Source organism: Chryseobacterium elymi, from assembly GCF_003385495.1.
Lineage (GTDB): Bacteria > Bacteroidota > Bacteroidia > Flavobacteriales > Weeksellaceae > Chryseobacterium > Chryseobacterium elymi.
This window is the reverse complement of the sequence record NZ_QNUH01000006.1, coordinates 286,610-303,023: the sequence shown is the minus strand read 5'-3', so window position 1 is coordinate 303,023 and position 16,414 is coordinate 286,610. Positions and strand designations below refer to the sequence as shown.

Below are 16,414 nucleotides of genomic sequence, written 5' to 3'. Positions count from 1 at the left end.
AAATCAAGGAAAAGAAAAAGAATATCAAAAAGTGCATGAGGCTCAACTTACACTTTTTGATTTCTAATACTTCGGGGCTCTGCCCCGGGGTAGTTTATTGGGTCAAAAATTATTCAGAATACTCATCTGGAAAAATCCGCGCGCGATTAGAAATACTTGGAGTGGTCACAGGGCTGCAGTTAATCAAAAAAGCCGTTCAATACATTGAACGGCTTTCTAGTAAAGTAGAAATTAAAGTTATGCGTGTCTTGATTTCTTCCTAGCGTTGGAAGAATTCATTTTCCCGGCAAGGGAGCTGATAAATACAATTCCAAAGCCGAGGTATGCCGCAAACGCGGTAAGGTATACAATTAAGCTGTTAAAATCTGGTTTTGAGGCATATATAAAATACACCAGCACGGAAAAAACAGCAAAACTCAACAGGAGCATCAGGCTCCAGATATTCATTTTTGCGGCATCTTCATTTCTCTTAAAAATCATTTCAAAAAAGTCTCTCATCATTAATCACTTTTTAAGGGTTATACATCTGTTTTCCGTTCTCCAATAGAACGGTCCGGAATCAATTTCCGATATAAATTAAATGACACACGGATCATAGTTAACTTGGCTAAGGTTATGATCTTATGGCCGTTTGGTTATTTTACATCAGGGTATGCTTTAAGCTGCCCAAAAGTTTTAATTAAAAAACAGTAGTGAATCCCGAATGGGATTCATGAGCTTTATGACACCGTACACAATCATCATCGTAAATGGAATTGATAAGAGGATTATCTTTTCCGATGCATACGGTATCTAAAGAAAAGGGACATATTAAAATATGAAACGCCTTTATCTGGCTCAATGGAAACTGAAGTTTCCACAGAAACCTTTTCTCATCGTCTGTGCTTTAAATAATTTTTTTTCAATGATTTAGCTTGCGAATTTCATGCCAAAGTGAGTTTTTCTACTTGTTTTTATAGCTAAGTAGGTTTAAGTTTGTATATGATTAGCAGAGAGGAAAGAAATTTGAAAGATGGAAGAGTTAACCAAGGGATTATTTTTTAACCACAAAAGTCATAAAAGTTTTTTAGAAGCTTTGTCATTTTTGAATGAAGCTTAGAGCAGAAAAGTTCAATTAAGTTTAAAAAAAACAAAAGATGTACGTGTGAGAATCTGTAATCTGAGTAATCTGCAGAAGATGTATATCGAAAATCAGCAAGTTGATTCCAGGAAAGAAGAATATTTTCATCAGAACCAACTTGTTGACGATATTACCAGTTCTTATCAACCATATAAATGATCTGTGTCATAGCTGTAGCACCAAACAGGAGCTCTCTTCTGTTCACCTTATCAAATGTATCCTCTTCCGTGTGATGGATGTCAAAATACCTTTGAGAATCCGGCACAAGCTCCGCTGTAGGGACTCCCATGTCATGGAGTGGCGAGATATCTGCTCCTGAATATTTTCCTTCAAAATTATAAACTCCGTATGGAATGAATAAACTAGTCCAGCTTTTGATCTGGTTTCTCTTCTCATCATCCATTTCCAGAGCGATTCCTCTTGGTGCAAAACCGCCTGCATCGGATTCTATGGCAAAAAGATGTTTTTCATTCTTTTCCTTAACAGTTTTTCCATATTGAGTACCGCCTTTTAGCCCGTTTTCTTCATTAGCGAAGCAGACCACCCTGATCGTATGGTTATTTTTAATTCCTAATTTCTTAAATGTCCTCAACACTTCAATACTTTGTACAATTCCTGCTCCGTCGTCATGAGCACCTTCACCCACATCCCATGAATCCAGATGTCCACCGACTACAATCACATTTTGATCTTTCTTGCCGGTGATTTCACCAATAACAGAGTGAGAGAGCTTTTCGCCTTTCATACCACAGTTGGAATTCAGTTTTGCGGTAATCTTCTGTGTTTTTAACAGAGCTTCAAGTTCGTCCGCTGTTGTTGTTCCGATAGCTATGGCTGGAATTTTTGAAACTTTATCTTCATAGCGCATTGCCCCTGTATGCGGAATATCGTCAAAAGCTGAAGAAAGAGATCTGACGATCGCAAATTTCCCGCCTTTTTTAGCCGTCAATGATGCTGCAGTTACCCTGTATTTTGCGGCATCACCATAGCCTTTAAATGTTTCTACAAAAGACTGGCTGAAAGGGTAGTTAAAGAATACGATCTTATCTTTTACTTGATCTGCAGAAAGCTTGTCATATGCCTCCATCGATTTTACGATGATGATCTCACCTGTTACGTCTTTTCCGCCGGTTCCTTCAGAATTTCCAAGAGATAGCATTTTCAGGTTTTTCCATTTTCCGTCTGCTGTTTTGATCTGCAGGGATTCCTTTCCCCTGGTCCAGACCGGAACCATTACTTCCTGAAGCCATACCTTATCTGCTCCTGCATCACGGAGCTTCTGTTCCGCCCATTTTACAGATTTTTCATAAGCTTCCGAACCACTGAGACGGTGACCTATATTTTGGGTTAAATCCCTTAATTCCGTATAGCTTTTTCCGTTGTTCAGTATTTCAGCGGAAATTTTACTGAATTGTATAGAATCTTCTTTAGACTGACCAAAAGCAGTCATTCCTAAGAATAATAATGAAGTTCCGATTATCTTTTTCATAGTTTACCAGTTTTTATCGATCATATAAATAAGCTGTGTCATTACCGCAGCACCGAGAAGTAATTCTCTGCGGTTTACTTTTTCAAAAGTATCTTCTTCTGTATGGTGAATGTCGAAATAACGCTGTGGATCTGGAACCAGTTCTGCGGTAGGGACACCCATCTCATGCAGTGGAGCGATATCCGATCCGGAATATTTGCCTTCAAAATTGTATACTCCGTATGGCAGGAACAGATTTACCCAGCTTTTGATCTGGTTTCTGTTTTTATCATCCATTTCCAGGGAAATGCCTCTTGGTGAGAAGCCTCCCGCATCCGTTTCTATCGCAAAAAGATGTTTTTCATTGCTTTCTTTTGCTGTTTTTCCATATTGCTTTCCGCCTTTGGTTCCGTTTTCTTCATTGGCAAAACAAACAGCCCTGATGGTATGGTTATTTTTAATTCCAAGTTTTTTAAATGTTCTCAGAACTTCAATGCTTTGTACAATTCCGGCACCGTCATCATGCGCACCTTCACCTACATCCCATGAATCCAGATGTCCGCCGACTACGATGACGCTCTGGTCTTTTTTTCCGGTAATCTCACCAATCACAGAATGGGAGAGTTTCTCACCTTTCATTCCGCAGTTGGAATTGAGCTTGGCAATAATCTTTTTGTTTTTTAACAATGCTTCCAGTTCATCTGCGGTTGTATTTCCGATAGTCACTGCAGGTACTTTGGAGACGTTGTCGTCATACCGCATATTACCTGTATGAGGAACATCATCAAAAGCAGAAGATAAAGATCTTATAATAGCAAATTTTCCTCCTTTCTGAGCTGTTAAATTGGCTGCGGACCTTCTGTATGCTCCGGCTTCCCGGTATGAAATGAAGGTTTGCACATGTGACTGATTAAAAGGGTAGTTAAAGAATACAATCTTATCCTTTACTTGATCTGCGGGAAGCCTGTTGTATTCCTCTAATGATCTTACCATAATGATCTCGCCGGAAACATCCTTTCCGCCCGTTCCTTCAGAGTTTCCGATAGAAAGCATCTTCAGCTTCTTCCACTGCCCGTCTGTTGTTTTAATCTGCAGGGATTCTTTACCCCTGACCCAGACAGGAACCATTACTTCCTGAAGCCAAACTTTATCGGCGCCGGCATCACGAAGCTTCTGTTCTGCCCATTTTACAGATTTTTCATACGCTTCGGTACCGCTTAAACGGTTTCCAATGTTTTTGGTAAGGTCTTTCAGTTCATTGTAAGCTTTCCCATTATTCAGTATTTCTGTAGAAATTTTACTAAACTGTATTGAATCCTCTTTAGACTGCCCGAAAACAGCCATGCTTACCATTAAAAGTGAAAGAGTGACGGTTTTTTTCATTTTACCAGTTTTTATCGATGATAAAAATAAGTTGCGTCATTGCTGTAGCCCCTAACAGTAGCTCTCTTTTATTCACCTTATCGAAAGTATCCTGTTCAGAGTGGTGGTAATCAAAATATCTTTGTGTATCTACAACCAATTCGGCTAAAGGAATGTCTAACTTTTTCAGTGGAGAAATATCCTGGATGGCTTCAGTTTGGTCAAAATCATAAACGCCATAAGGAAGGAAATAATTTTTCCATTCGAAGATCTGTCTTCGTCTTTGTGGTGGCATGTCTAAGGAAAATCCTCTTGGCGAATATCCTCCTGCATCTGTTCCTAAAGCAAAAACATGCTTTTCTTGTTTCTTTTTCACATAGGCTGCATACATTTCACGTCCTTGCCCTCCGTTTTCGCTGTTCGCATAAAAAACAACTCTTATTGTATGATTATTTTCGATCCCAAGAGCTTTGAATGTTCTTAAAACTTCAATGCATTGTGCAACACCGGTTCCGTCATCAATAGCCCCTTCACCGAAATCCCATGAGTCTAATTGAGCTCCTAAAACAATCACTTTAGAATCTTTTTTACCCTGAATTTCAGCAATAATATTCGGATTGGTAGTATCGCCTTTTGATTGCGCCGTCATATTCAGTTTGGCGGCAACTTTCTGATTTTTTAATAATTTTTCTAATTCATCAGCGGATTTTACTCCAATGGACACGGCAGGAATTCTTACTTTGTCATCAGATTCGTAATACACCATCTTTGCGTGCGGTGTATCATCCATAGCAGTTGTTAAAGACCTTATAATTAAAGCTTTTGCTCCTGTTTTAGCAATTACGGAAGCGGAAATTAATTTAGATTTTGCGGTAATTAAATAAGAATCATTTGTATTAATGATCTTGGGATCCATCGGAAGATTTACAAACACGATCTTATCTTTCAATTGTCCGACAGACATGGCATTAAGCTCAGAAGTGGAATTGATTAAAACAATTTCGCCTGTAAGGTCTTTTCCTCCTGTTCCCTCAGAATTCCCGAAAGACAGCATTCTGATATTTTTCCAATCTCCATTGGTTGTTTTTATTTGCAAAGATTCTTTTCCTCTTATCCAGACCGGAGCTTTAGCTTCCATCCTCCAGATCATTTCAATACCGATAGATTTAAGTTTTTTTTCTGTCCATTCCACCGCTTTCATATAACCGGGAGTAGCACTGAAACGGGGACCGATCCCTTTGGTAAGTTCCCCAAGATTTTCGTAAGCGGTACCATTGGTCATTACCTCGTCTGAGATTTTCCTGAACTCGTCATGATAGTTGAACTTGGCCACGGTTGTCTTTTTCACCGGTTTTTTCTGTGGCTTTTTTTGAGAAAATAAAAATCCACTCAAAAAGAGTGGAAGTATAATGAAGATTTTTTTCATTTTTTATTTACCTTTCTTTTTCCAACGATAAAAGTAGGGAAAAATTAGGAATTTATTAAGTTTTCATATCGTACATTAACAGTGCTGTAACCAATTTCGGTTCAATAAATGTACATTTTGGAGGCATACTGAGCTTAAGGTCAGAAATTTTAATCATATCGTTGAAACTTACCGGATAGATTCCGAACCCTACTTTTCCTTCACCATTATCTATTTTCTCCTTTAAAAAATTGATTCCCTGGATATTGGAAGTTCCTTTAGCATAGGAAATCTTCTCAGAACTGTCAGAATTTTCTATTTTAAGGATATTCTTGAAAATATATTTATCTAAAAGATGGTGGTCAAGGTTATCAAGGGACATTTCCGTTGAACGGAGGTCATGCTTCACGTGAAGCGAGTAGAATTTACCATCCAGATACATCGAGATATGGAATTTCTGCGAAGGAAAATAAGACGTTTCTCCTTTTTCGTGGATCAGGAAATACTGGTCAAGCTCTTTTAAAAACTCTTCACTGGAAAGCCCGTTAAGATCAGACAGGATTCTGTTGTAATCATGAATTTTGATCGACTGGTTGGAGACGATAAAACTATAGACAAAATTATAGGCTTCCGTACCGTTGTGTCTTTTATTTTTCTCCTTGTGATATTTAGCATTCAGAGCAGTAGATCCGATCCTGTGGTGACCATCTGCAATGTAAAACGAGTCAATTTGATCGATTACCTCTTTGAATTGCTGAAGTTTCAGACGGTTGTCTATTCTCCAGATTTTATGTCTGATCCCGATAGAATCCACATGGTTAAAAATAGGAACATTCTTCTCTTCATGATTCATCAGAAGCTCGATCTTTGAATTGGAAGGGTAGGTAAGAAGCACCGGTTCAGCCTGAAGACTTACTTTGTCCAGATAATGAGCCAGCTTTTCTTTTTTCTGTGGAATGGTACTTTCGTGTCTTTTGATCTTTCCGTTCCAGAAATCTTCAATGCTCGCTAATCCCAGCAAGCCTCTGAAAATTTGTTTATTGGGGTAGATTTGCTCATAAAGATAATATGATGAACTGTCCTGGACCAGTTTTTTTTCTTCCAGAAGTTCTTCAAAAGTTGAACGGATCTTTCTTAAATTCCGGTCAATATCTTTGGATTTACTTACAACATAGGGCTTAATCATGTTGATGTAAGTATTTTCAATTTGAGCTTTCTCTGCAATCTCCTCTTGGGTAAAATTGTCCAGCGGATGGGTAGGGAAAGTGCTCTCAAAGTCTTTATGAGGTCTTATTCCACGGAAAGGTTTAAAAACAGGCATATTTTATCTTATGGTTTCTTTTTGTAGCTTAATAATTTGTTCTGCAAGTTCTGCACCGATCTTCTCCTGTGCATCTATGGTGTTTCCGCCTACGTGAGGAGAAAGAGACAATGCAGGATTCATCAGTAAAGGGAGCTCCGGAGTGGGTTCGTTTTCGAACACGTCCAGTGCGGCACCCGCTACTTTTTCAGATTCGATGAAATCTATAAGGGCTACCTCATTGATTACGCCACCTCTTGCAGTATTTACTATGTAGACTCCGTCTTTCATTTTTTCAAACTGAGGCGTGTCTATAATATACTCATTCGTTTTTGGAGTATTGATGCTGATGAAGTCTGTATCTTTAAGGAAAGCATCCATGTCATTGGTGGAAGTAATCTCAAAATTCAGGTTCTGTCCGTCGAAAAAGTCCAGCGTAAGAACTCTTGTTTTCGGATTTTTCGTCAGCACCTTAATTTTCATTCCTAACGCTATCCCCATTTTTACAACTTCCTGTCCGATACTTCCAAAGCCGATTACTCCAAGTGTTTTTCCTGAAAGTTCATACGCTTTGCTGAATGATTTTTTCATGGCATCAAAGTGGGTTTCCCCCTCCAAAGGCATCAGCCGGTTCGATTCGTGAAGGAACCTTGCCAGTGCAAAAAAATGTCCGAAAACTAGCTCAGCTACTGATTTTGAAGATGCTGTAGGCGTGTTGATCACTTTGATCCCTTTGCTTTTGGCATAATCCACATCAATATTATCCATTCCGATACCGCCGCGTCCAATGATTTTCAGACTTGGGCAGGCATCAATAAGGTCCTGTCTAACTTTCGTCGCGCTTCTTACCAAAAGAATATCCACGTTATTTTCATTAATGAAATTGATCACGTGATTCTGAGCCACTCTGTTCGGCAGGACTTCAAATCCTGCTTCCGTAAGGGCCAGTTCTCCTGTTTTCGAGATTCCGTCGTTTGCTAAAACTTTCATGTATTATTATCTTAATAGATGTTAGATATAAGATGTTACATACTAGACTTTAAAGTCTGAAATCAAGTATCTGAAATCTTTAAATCTTTTTTTATTTTTTTGGACGTCTAATATAAGTTATTTTATTGACTTCATAACATCCACGAGAACCTGCACACTTTCAATAGGTAAAGCGTTGTATAAGCTTGCTCTGTAACCGCCAAGGCTTCTGTGTCCGTTCAGACCGCTGATTCCTGCAGCTTTCCACGCAGCGTCGAATGCCTCTTTTTTGCTTTCGTCCGTGATGTTGAAGGAAACATTCATTAAAGAGCGGTCTTCTTTTACACAGAATGTTTCAAACAGAGGATTGCTGTCGATCTCATCATATAAAAGTTTTGCTTTAGCTTCATTTCTGGCTTCTGCTGCAGCAATTCCGCCATTCTTTTCAAGATACTGTAAAGTAAGAAGGGAAGCGTACACGGGGAAAACCGGAGGTGTATTGTACATGGATTCTTTTGCAATATGCTGAGAATAATCCAGAATAGAAAGCATGTTCTCTCTTCCTGTTTTTCCAAGAATTTCTTTTTTTATCACCACCAGGGTAACTCCTGCAGGTCCCATATTTTTCTGAGCTCCGGCATAGATAAGATCAAATTTTGAAAAATCAAGCTGTCTTGAGAAAATATCGGAACTCATATCACAAACCATCAAAGTATCTGCTTCAGGGAAAGATTTCATCTGCGTTCCGTAGATCGTATTGTTCGAGGTGCAGTGGAAATAATCGTATTCTGAGCCTACCGTATAATCTTTAGGAATGAAAGAATAGTTTTTTTCTTTGGAAGAACCTACTACATCCACAGTTCCTAACTTTTTGGCTTCTTTCACAGCTCCTGCTGCCCATGTTCCTGTATCCAGGTAAGCTGCTTTACCGCCTGTCTTCAGAAGATTGTAGGGTACCATAGCAAACTGCAGGCTTGCACCACCACCTAAATAAAGCACTTCATAATCATCGCCAAGGTTCATCAGTCTTTTCACAATGGCACGTGCTTCGTCCATTACAGCAACAAAATCCTTGCTTCTGTGAGAAATTTCAAGGAGAGACAGTCCGATTCCGTTAAAATCTAAAATAGCTTCTGCTGATTTTTCAAATACCTCCTGAGGTAAGATGCATGGTCCTGCGCTGAAGTTGTGCTTTTTGCTCATATTTTTACTTTTTTTGGTTGTGCAAGAATTTTATGGACTTGCGGTTTATTATTGATATTTTACTAGATTTCTTCAATTTTTTGGTTAAAAAAACCGCCTCATTATGCTGAGACGGAGCTTTTATTATTCACCGTGTAAGAACGCTTTTTTATTAAGCAGGGTTTCTTCAGATTCTACATGGTCTTCATCTGGAACACAGCAGTCTACCGGGCAGACAGCTGCACATTGAGGTTCTTCATGGAATCCTTTACATTCCGTACATTTATCTGTTACAATGAAATATACATCATCACTTACCGGTTCCTGCGGCGAATCTGCATCTACAGTAAGTCCTGACGGCATGGTCACGGTACCTGTAAGAGCAGTACCTTCAGAAGCTTTCCAATCTACGGCCCCTTCATATATTGCATTATTCGGGCATTCCGGTTCGCAGGCTCCGCAATTAATGCATTCATCAGTTATTTTAATAGCCATCGCTAATTTTTTTTAAATTTGCACAAAATTACAAAATATTCCCCAATTTAAAAGTAATTATGAATATCGAAAATAAAGTTTTAGGACTTATTAAGTTAAGTACGTATATAAAAGAGTTTTTAGCAAAGAATCCTGTGGATTATAATGATCATGATGCAGAGTTTGAGTTATTGCTGAAAAGATCCGAAATAGAGAATCCCTGGTTTACCCTTGAGAATCAGAAATTTGCTCTTACAGAGTGGACTCATTTGCTTACTCAGGGAAATATAAACAATTGGCTCAGAAACTATTCTGTTTCCAAAACTTCAAAAAGAGTAGGATTGATCCTGGCCGGAAATATACCATTGGTCGGACTGCATGATGTAATATCTGTTGTTTTGAGCGGACATATTCCTTTGATCAAACTGTCTTCAAAAGATAAGCAGATGGTTCCGTTCCTGCTGAAAAAATGGAATGAAATGTCACATGGAGCCGTTCAGTTTGAATGTGTTGAAAGACTGGAAAATTTTGATGCCGTAATTGCGACAGGAAGTAATAACACCGCAAGGTATCTTGAATATTATTTCAAGGACCATTTAAGCATCATCAGAAAAAACAGAACTTCTGCAGCGGTTCTTAAAGGTGATGAGACTCCTGAAGAACTCCAGCTTCTGGCCGAAGATATTTTCAGGTATTTCGGACTTGGATGCAGAAATGTGACCAGAATTTTTATCCCTGAAGACTTTGTTATCGACAGGTTATTTGAAAGTTTTATAGACTTCCAGGATATCATTAATCATCATAAATATGCGAATAACTATGATTATAACAGAGCGGTTTATCTCCTGAACCGGGATAAATTCTGGGATAATAATTTTGTTATGCTGAAAGAGGATGATAAGCTTTTCAGTCCGCTTTCCGTGATTCATTTCAGCAGGTATTCATCTTTGGAGGAGGTTAAAAGTTTTATTGCCGAAAATGAAGAAAACATCCAGTGTATTGTGGCAAAAGATGAGCTTGGATTAGATTCCATTCCTTTCGGTGAGGCGCAGCATCCTGCTCTGGATACCTATGCGGATAATGTAGATACGATGAAGTTTTTGGAAGTGGTCTGATTTTCGTATCTTAACTCGCTTATTTCACCAATAATAAAAAATTATGAAAAAAATATTTTTAGGACTTACAGTTCTTGCCGCACAGCTGATGTTTGCTCAAAAAGTAACGGATGTGAAGGTTGAAAAGGTTCAGAAAGAGATTCCTGCTCAGTTGAGCAAAGAGAAGATTAATCTGTATAATGACAACTTTCTTAAGTTTGTCGAAGCACTTAGATCTCCGGACCGTTCAGACGTTGATGCACTTCTTTCCGATAAGGTAAAAGAAATTGTTACGGATGACATTCTGAAAAAAGTAAAAGACGGTTTTGATATCAATAAAAAGCTGGAAATTTTAAAAACAGGGTATCACAGATTAATGGATGGCTCCAGTCTGCCCAACATCAATTATAAGTATGCAGGAGACTCTTCTTCAAAAGAGGTAATTATGGCTGTGTTTGAAGAGGATGGAAAGATCATTGGGGTAATGCCGGCAAAAAAAGACAAATAATTTAAAATAATAAAAAAGACTAACTATGATGACAGATGTTTTAGTTGCTCATTCCTCCGATGTGGAAAAAGCAGCTTTTTACAGAAAAACTTACCTGCATGTCGCTTTGGCAATCCTGGCATTTATCGGGGTTGAAACTATTTTACTGAAAACGGTTCCTGTGGAGATCATTGCTATGATGTTCGGACAAAAATACACATGGCTGTTGATTATCGGTGTTTTCTGGCTGGCTTCCATGCTGGCTTCTAAATGGTCGCTTTCGCAGAGCAGAACAACACAGTATTTCGGATTAGGATTCTATATTATTCTAGAAGCCATTATCTTCATGCCTATGATTTATATTGCAGCAGGAATGCAAGGGGGAGGAAATATCATTTTCCAGGCTGCTATGCTTACGATAGCCATGTTTGCCGGACTTTCGGCAGTGGCATTTACTTCTAAAAAAGATTTTTCATTTTTAAGAAATATTATTGTTATCGGAGGCTTTCTTTCGATAGGACTGATTGTGGCCGGAGCAATTTTTGGGTTCAACCTGGGACTTTGGTTCTCAGTAGGAATGGTGCTTTTGGCTTCTGCAAGTATTCTGTATGAAACAAGTAAGCTTAAAGATATTTATTCTACCGGACAGTATGTAGGAGCTTCATTGCAGCTTTTTGCCTCCATTATGCTTTTGTTCTGGTATATTCTGAGAATCTTAATGAGCAGAAGAAGCTAATTTAAATGAAGAGTGAAAAATGATGAATGAAAAATTATAAATTCAGATTTAATCTCTTATAAAAAATAATAATCCTGGTGATCCATTCATCAGGATTTTTTGTTGTGATTTTTAAATCTTTGAATGTTTGAATTTTTCAATTTGTAATCACAAATACCACAAATGATTTCACAAACATCACAATTTACAGATTGAAACATTTGTGTCATTAGTGCCGAAATTAGTGTCATTAGTGTTTTAAATGATGAATATCTCATCTGCCCGATTAAATCTTTACATACTTCAATCTTTTAATCTTCAAAGACAAAACCCAAAAAATCCTGATGAGATTCACCGGGATTTTTAATGGATTCTTTGATTTATATAAACAGCAGCAACAGCATCAGCAATGGCATATTACAGAAGCTTTGAAGCAGATGTTTAATTTGAAATTAAAGAATGGAGAAAATATAGTATCGAGGAAAGGCTCAGTAGTACTGTGTTTTATAGTCTTTTTCTTATTAAATCTTTCAATGATTGAATAAGAAAAAAACTACTTGTCAATAGATCCTAAGACCTTTTGTGCAAAAGAATTTAAAGCGTCTTTTTCGCTCATTCCGTTCTGAACACTGGCATGTACTTCCAAAGCACCGCAGATATTCGTAATCAGTTCTCCTGCTACATTCAGATCTTCTTCACTGGTTCCTCTGAATTCGCAGAAACTTTCTAAAACCTCTAATGTTTTTTCAAGATTTTCAGGGGTCTGGTTCTGATAAAACTGTCGGATTACGGGTAACTTCATTATTGTATTTCTTTAAAAAGATTAATTAAACTTTCAGCCTGGTTGCTCTGTACCTGGTTTATCAATTCACCGTTTTTAAAAACTGCGAAAGTAGGAAGGTTGTCAACCGTTGCTAATTTTCTGCTTTCAGGAAGCTTTTCGGCATCTACATATAAAAAAGGAATTTCTTCGTTTTCTGATGCTAATTTTTTAAATTTAGGCTTCATGATTCTGCAGTTTCCGCACCATGTGGCTCCGTACTGAACCACTACTTTTTCATTGTCGTTCACGATATTCTGTAACGTATCTTCTGTTAATTCTGTGTACATAAGTTTATTTTTAGAAAAAATAAACAATGTAGCAATCTAATAATTTACCAATCTAACAATTAAAAAAACGAATCTTAAAATTGTTATACTGTTAGATTGCTACATTGTTATATTAAATTTAGTTCTTAGCTAAGTATTCTGCTGTAGAAGTTCTGTCTGCTTTCATTGCATCTTTTCCTTCTTCCCAGTTGGCAGGACATACTTCACCATGTTTTTGAACGTGTGTGTAAGCGTCGATAAGTCTTAAATATTCTTTCACGTTTCTACCAAGAGGCATATCGTTTACAGACTCATGGAAAATTTTTCCAGTTTCGTCGATTAGGTATGTTGCTCTGTACGTTACATTAGAACCTGTGAAAGTTTCCTCTCCATCTTCATTGTATTCGAAATCCTGATCTACAATTCCTAGGATGTTTGCCAGTTGTCTGTGAGTATCAGCTAAAAGCGGGTAAGTTACTCCTTCAATACCTCCGTTATCTTTTGGAGTGTTCAGCCACGCAAAGTGTACCTCGTTAGTATCACATGAAGCACCAATTACTTTAGTGTTTCTTTTTGCGAATTCATCTAAAGCATCCTGGAAAGCGTGAAGTTCTGTAGGACATACGAAAGTGAAATCTTTTGGATACCAGAATAAAATTACTTTTTGCTGGTTAGAAGTAGCTTCTTCAAGGATGTTGATTCTAAGATCATCACCCATTTCAGACATAGCATCGATTGTTACATTTGGGAATTTTTTTCCTACTAAAGACATAATTTTCTGTTTTTATATTAAATTTTCTTGTGCAAATATATAAATATTTCATCTATCAAACAAATCAATATCGATAAATAAAATCTATAATTGTTTTCAAATGATTTATAGGAAAAAAGCCCTGAAATCAGAGCTTTTTGTTTACTTTATACTAATTTTCATTCAGTCTAATTTATGAGTTAAATGGAGCCAAAGCATCTTTAATTCGTTTCATCGCTTCTCTAAGATCCTCTTCAGAAGCTGCATATGAAAATCTGATACATTCCGGGCTTCCGAAGGAAACACCGCCTACACATCCTACATGAGCATTTTCCAATAAAAACATCGCAAAATCATCAGAATCTTTGATTTCCGTACCATTCAGTGTTTTTCCGATATAGTGGGAGATATCCGGGAAGAAGTAAAATGCAGCTTTTGGAAGTAATACTTTGAATCCTGGGATCTCTTTCATCAGGTCATACACCAGATCTCTTCTTTTCTGGAACGCATCAATCATGTATTTGTACTCGGAAGGATCTGTTTTTAGAGCAGTAATAGAAGCTCTCTGCGCCACTGTATTGGCTCCGCTGGTCATTTGTCCCTGAACCTTTTCGCAAGCTTTTGCCAGCCATTCCGGACAGGCAGAATATCCTATTCTCCACCCCGTCATGGCAAATGCCTTAGACATTCCGTTGATCACTGCAGTCTGCTCATATACTTCAGGGAATTGAGCGATGGACGTTGTTTTTGTTTCGTAATTGATGTACTCGTAGATCTCATCCGAAATAACCGTTACATGAGGATATTTGGCAATAACTTTCGCCATTGATTTTAGTTCATCATAGGTATAATATCCACCGGAAGGGTTACACGGAGAACTGAAAAGTATAGCTTTTGTTTTATCTGTAATGGATTCTTCCAGCTGTTCAGCAGTGATCTTGAAATCTGTAACATAAGAAGTCGGCAGCATTACTGAAGTGCCTCCCATCATTTTTACCATTTCATCATAGCTTACCCAATAAGGTGCTGGAAGAAGAACTTCGTCACCATCATTGACCACGGAGGCCAATACATTTAAAATGGCCTGTTTAGCTCCATTGGAAACACAGATCTGGGTTGGCTTATAATCGAGATTGTTGTCTCTTTTTAATTTATGGGCAACCGCTTCACGAAGTTCAAGAAACCCGGGAACAGGAGAGTAATGGCTGTAGTTTTGGTTAATCGCGTCAAAAGCGGCCTGTTTGATATTGTCCGGAACATCGAAATCCGGTTCGCCAAGTGTCAGACTGATCACATCAATGCCGGCGGCCTTCATTTCTCTTGCTTTGTTGGACATTACGAAAGTCTGTGAGTAACCTAATCTCTTTACTCTATCTGAAAGTTTATCCATGTGGGTCTTTTTGAATTTTAACAAATATATAATAAAAACGTTTTGCCGGGAAATAAAAGTAGGACAGGAAAAAAGATTTTTGTCAGGTTTTTTAAATTTTAATCATTAAAGTATAGTCTTTTATACTTTTCTGCCAAAATATTCAGTTTTTAGAAACATGGAAATGGAAAGCTGTACTCAATATTATGTTTTTGTATATTTAGCTATCTAAATATTCAGTGGGTATGAAATATTCTCTCCTTTTATTGTTGGTTCCTTTTGTAAGTTTTTCCCAAACAAAAACAAAAGATGATGAAATAAAGAAATATGTTTCTGAAGTAAGTTCGGATTCTTTAAAATCCTATATCGGCAAGCTTGTAAGCTTTCATACCAGGCATACTTTGAGTTCTGTTGACGATAGAAATCAGGGAATAGGAGCGGCAAGGAACTGGGTGCTCGGGAAATTTAAAGATTATGCAAAGAATTCCGGAGGAAGAGAAGAATGGATGTTTACCTACAGCAGGAAGACATTCAGCCGGATGGAAAACGAATAGACAAAGTTACCAACCTTGGAAATCCTATAGCTTTTTTGAAAGGTACAGATCCCAACGATAAAAGAATTTTCCTGATTTCTGCACACCTGGATTCGCGGGTTACCGATGTAATGAACAGAACTTTATTTGCGCCGGGTGCCAACGATGATGGGAGCGGAGTGAGTGCTGTTATAGAAGCTGCACGAATTTTGAGCAGATCTTCTTTCCCAGCATCCGTGATTTTCGTTACTTTTTCCGGAGAAGAGCAGTCTTTGATTGGATCTAAGCTTCTGGCAGATAAAGCCAAAAAAGAAAACCTGCAGATAGAAGCAGTCCTGAACAATGACATGATCGGAAATCCTAAAGCAGGAGAATCAGGGGAAATCAATAACCGTATATTAAGGGTTTTTAGTGAAGGGCTTCCTTATGTAGAACTCGATAAAAAAGCAATAGGTATAAGAAATCTGGGACTTGAAAACGACAGTGAATCCCGGCAGCTGGCCCGGTACATCAAAGAAATTGCAGAACAATATATAAGAGGGCTAGAAGTGAAGCTTATCTACAGGAACGACAGGTTTTTACGTGGAGGTGATCATTCAAGTTTTATCAGTCAGGGATTTCCTTCCGTAAGGCTCACTGAATATTATGAAAACTACGACCACCAGCATCAGGATGTAAGAGTTGAAAATAATAAGCAATATGGAGACCTTCCCGAATTTATAGATTATAATTATCTGAAAAGAAATGTAGCTGCAAACATTGCTGTTCTGGCAAGTCTTGCCAAAGCCCCCTCAAAACCCGAACGGGTAGAAGTAATGGTTAAAGAGCTTACCAACTCCACCTCATTGCAATGGGAAAAGCCAAAATCCGGAACACCGGCGGGGTATTATATTCTGGTGAGAGAGACCGACAGCCCCGTGTGGCAAAAAAAGATCTTTACCAAAGAACTTTCCACTAAAATACCACTTTCAAAGGATAACTATATTTTTGCTGTTCAGAGCGTTAATCAGTCCGGAAATTTAAGCGTGCCTGTTATTCCGGGGATTGCGAGATAATATTACTTTACTGAAGCTTAATTTAAAGTCTGATCCTGACA

General features: G+C 38.0%; 18 protein-coding genes. 6 read left to right on the top strand and 12 right to left on the bottom strand.

All coding sequences use genetic code 11. The annotated features are described in order from the left end of the window. The coding region (locus tag DRF60_RS21595; protein WP_238640142.1) for a hypothetical protein at window positions 1-263 on the top strand (263 nt) is incomplete at its 5' end. Here the strand turns inward: DRF60_RS21595 and DRF60_RS09615 are convergent. From DRF60_RS09615 to DRF60_RS09580, 8 genes are all read right to left on the bottom strand, one after another. Continuing rightward, entirely contained in the window at window positions 238-501 is a 264-nt protein-coding gene (locus DRF60_RS09615; RefSeq protein ID WP_123902662.1) for a hypothetical protein, read from the bottom strand. The two genes, DRF60_RS21595 and DRF60_RS09615, sit on opposite strands and share 26 nt — an antisense overlap. Window positions 502-1,250: 749 nt before the next feature. Then, window positions 1,251-2,609: a M20/M25/M40 family metallo-hydrolase gene (locus tag DRF60_RS09610; protein ID WP_116011872.1), complete on the bottom strand. Its 1,359-nt coding sequence runs from the start codon at window positions 2,607-2,609 to the stop codon at window positions 1,251-1,253. Window positions 2,610-2,612: 3 nt separating this feature from the next. Continuing rightward, a complete protein-coding gene (locus DRF60_RS09605; protein WP_116011871.1) occupies window positions 2,613-3,971 on the bottom strand; it encodes a M20/M25/M40 family metallo-hydrolase in 1,359 nt (452 codons plus the stop codon). 1 nt (window position 3,972) lies between these two features. Further along, window positions 3,973-5,376 (bottom strand): M20/M25/M40 family metallo-hydrolase, encoded by a 1,404-nt coding sequence (locus DRF60_RS09600; protein WP_116011870.1) that lies wholly within the window; start codon window positions 5,374-5,376, stop codon window positions 3,973-3,975. Window positions 5,377-5,431: 55 nt separating this feature from the next. Next, entirely contained in the window at window positions 5,432-6,676 is a 1,245-nt protein-coding gene (locus DRF60_RS09595; RefSeq protein WP_116011869.1) for a DUF1015 domain-containing protein, read from the bottom strand. A gap of 3 nt (window positions 6,677-6,679) precedes the next feature. Then, window positions 6,680-7,645 carry a D-2-hydroxyacid dehydrogenase gene (locus DRF60_RS09590; protein ID WP_116011868.1) on the bottom strand — a complete coding sequence of 322 codons (966 nt, stop codon included), beginning with the start codon at window positions 7,643-7,645 and terminating at the stop codon, window positions 6,680-6,682. A 117-nt stretch (window positions 7,646-7,762) separates the two neighbouring features. Further along, window positions 7,763-8,827 (bottom strand): 3-phosphoserine/phosphohydroxythreonine transaminase, encoded by a 1,065-nt coding sequence (serC, locus tag DRF60_RS09585; protein WP_116011867.1) that lies wholly within the window; start codon window positions 8,825-8,827, stop codon window positions 7,763-7,765. 123 nt (window positions 8,828-8,950) lie between these two features. After that, window positions 8,951-9,301 (bottom strand): 4Fe-4S binding protein, encoded by a 351-nt coding sequence (locus tag DRF60_RS09580; RefSeq protein WP_040999034.1) that lies wholly within the window; start codon window positions 9,299-9,301, stop codon window positions 8,951-8,953. A gap of 59 nt (window positions 9,302-9,360) precedes the next feature. Here DRF60_RS09580 and DRF60_RS09575 point away from each other — a divergent pair, with 59 nt between their 5' ends. Genes DRF60_RS09575 through DRF60_RS09565 form a run of 3 tightly spaced genes read left to right on the top strand, consistent with a single transcriptional unit; the run spans window position 9,361 to window position 11,597 of the window. After that, the gene (locus tag DRF60_RS09575; RefSeq protein WP_116011866.1) at window positions 9,361-10,395 is read left to right on the top strand and encodes an acyl-CoA reductase; all 1,035 of its coding nucleotides are present in this window, start codon (window positions 9,361-9,363) and stop codon (window positions 10,393-10,395) included. A gap of 43 nt (window positions 10,396-10,438) precedes the next feature. Beyond that, window positions 10,439-10,882, top strand: coding sequence for a peptidylprolyl isomerase (locus tag DRF60_RS09570; RefSeq protein WP_116011865.1), 444 nt, complete (start codon window positions 10,439-10,441; stop codon window positions 10,880-10,882). Window positions 10,883-10,907: 25 nt separating this feature from the next. Continuing rightward, complete coding sequence (locus DRF60_RS09565) at window positions 10,908-11,597, top strand: Bax inhibitor-1/YccA family protein (RefSeq protein WP_116011864.1); 690 nt, start codon at window positions 10,908-10,910, stop codon at window positions 11,595-11,597. 532 nt (window positions 11,598-12,129) lie between these two features. On the opposite strand, the gene DRF60_RS09555 is transcribed toward DRF60_RS09565, so the two are convergent. From DRF60_RS09555 to DRF60_RS09540, 4 genes are all read right to left on the bottom strand, one after another. Further along, the gene (locus DRF60_RS09555) at window positions 12,130-12,378 is read right to left on the bottom strand and encodes a DUF6952 family protein (RefSeq protein ID WP_034727575.1); all 249 of its coding nucleotides are present in this window, start codon (window positions 12,376-12,378) and stop codon (window positions 12,130-12,132) included. Continuing rightward, a complete protein-coding gene (locus tag DRF60_RS09550) occupies window positions 12,378-12,686 on the bottom strand; it encodes a thioredoxin family protein (protein ID WP_116011887.1) in 309 nt (102 codons plus the stop codon). Before DRF60_RS09550 ends, DRF60_RS09555 begins: the two co-directional genes overlap by 1 nt. A 118-nt stretch (window positions 12,687-12,804) precedes the next feature. Beyond that, a complete protein-coding gene (locus DRF60_RS09545) occupies window positions 12,805-13,437 on the bottom strand; it encodes a peroxiredoxin (RefSeq protein ID WP_116011862.1) in 633 nt (210 codons plus the stop codon). A gap of 172 nt (window positions 13,438-13,609) precedes the next feature. Beyond that, window positions 13,610-14,806, bottom strand: coding sequence for a pyridoxal phosphate-dependent aminotransferase (locus DRF60_RS09540; RefSeq protein WP_116011861.1), 1,197 nt, complete (start codon window positions 14,804-14,806; stop codon window positions 13,610-13,612). 224 nt (window positions 14,807-15,030) lie between these two features. On the opposite strand from DRF60_RS09540, the gene DRF60_RS21830 reads away from it, so the two are divergent. Together DRF60_RS21830 and DRF60_RS09535 are read left to right on the top strand one after the other, a co-directional pair. Further along, a complete protein-coding gene (locus tag DRF60_RS21830) occupies window positions 15,031-15,339 on the top strand; it encodes a hypothetical protein (protein WP_317125824.1) in 309 nt (102 codons plus the stop codon). After that, window positions 15,288-16,373, top strand: coding sequence for a M20/M25/M40 family metallo-hydrolase (locus DRF60_RS09535; RefSeq protein ID WP_317125823.1), 1,086 nt, complete (start codon window positions 15,288-15,290; stop codon window positions 16,371-16,373). Before DRF60_RS21830 ends, DRF60_RS09535 begins: the two co-directional genes overlap by 52 nt. Window positions 16,374-16,414: the final 41 nt, after the last annotated feature.

What these genes read in the sequence shown, in the direction of transcription:
- DRF60_RS09615 (WP_123902662.1), bottom strand. Translation starts at nt 501, where the DNA reads ATGATGAGAGACTTTTTTGAAATGATTTTTAAGAGAAATGAAGATGCC.
- DRF60_RS09610 (WP_116011872.1), bottom strand. Translation starts at nt 2,609, where the DNA reads ATGAAAAAGATAATCGGAACTTCATTATTATTCTTAGGAATGACTGCT.
- DRF60_RS09605 (WP_116011871.1), bottom strand. Translation starts at nt 3,971, where the DNA reads ATGAAAAAAACCGTCACTCTTTCACTTTTAATGGTAAGCATGGCTGTT.
- DRF60_RS09600 (WP_116011870.1), bottom strand. Translation starts at nt 5,376, where the DNA reads ATGAAAAAAATCTTCATTATACTTCCACTCTTTTTGAGTGGATTTTTA.
- DRF60_RS09595 (WP_116011869.1), bottom strand. Translation starts at nt 6,676, where the DNA reads ATGCCTGTTTTTAAACCTTTCCGTGGAATAAGACCTCATAAAGACTTT.
- DRF60_RS09590 (WP_116011868.1), bottom strand. Translation starts at nt 7,645, where the DNA reads ATGAAAGTTTTAGCAAACGACGGAATCTCGAAAACAGGAGAACTGGCC.
- serC (WP_116011867.1), bottom strand. Translation starts at nt 8,827, where the DNA reads ATGAGCAAAAAGCACAACTTCAGCGCAGGACCATGCATCTTACCTCAG.
- DRF60_RS09580 (WP_040999034.1), bottom strand. Translation starts at nt 9,301, where the DNA reads ATGGCTATTAAAATAACTGATGAATGCATTAATTGCGGAGCCTGCGAA.
- DRF60_RS09575 (WP_116011866.1), top strand. Translation starts at nt 9,361, where the DNA reads ATGAATATCGAAAATAAAGTTTTAGGACTTATTAAGTTAAGTACGTAT.
- DRF60_RS09570 (WP_116011865.1), top strand. Translation starts at nt 10,439, where the DNA reads ATGAAAAAAATATTTTTAGGACTTACAGTTCTTGCCGCACAGCTGATG.
- DRF60_RS09565 (WP_116011864.1), top strand. Translation starts at nt 10,908, where the DNA reads ATGATGACAGATGTTTTAGTTGCTCATTCCTCCGATGTGGAAAAAGCA.
- DRF60_RS09555 (WP_034727575.1), bottom strand. Translation starts at nt 12,378, where the DNA reads ATGAAGTTACCCGTAATCCGACAGTTTTATCAGAACCAGACCCCTGAA.
- DRF60_RS09550 (WP_116011887.1), bottom strand. Translation starts at nt 12,686, where the DNA reads ATGTACACAGAATTAACAGAAGATACGTTACAGAATATCGTGAACGAC.
- DRF60_RS09545 (WP_116011862.1), bottom strand. Translation starts at nt 13,437, where the DNA reads ATGTCTTTAGTAGGAAAAAAATTCCCAAATGTAACAATCGATGCTATG.
- DRF60_RS09540 (WP_116011861.1), bottom strand. Translation starts at nt 14,806, where the DNA reads ATGGATAAACTTTCAGATAGAGTAAAGAGATTAGGTTACTCACAGACT.
- DRF60_RS21830 (WP_317125824.1), top strand. Translation starts at nt 15,031, where the DNA reads ATGAAATATTCTCTCCTTTTATTGTTGGTTCCTTTTGTAAGTTTTTCC.
- DRF60_RS09535 (WP_317125823.1), top strand. Translation starts at nt 15,288, where the DNA reads ATGGATGTTTACCTACAGCAGGAAGACATTCAGCCGGATGGAAAACGA.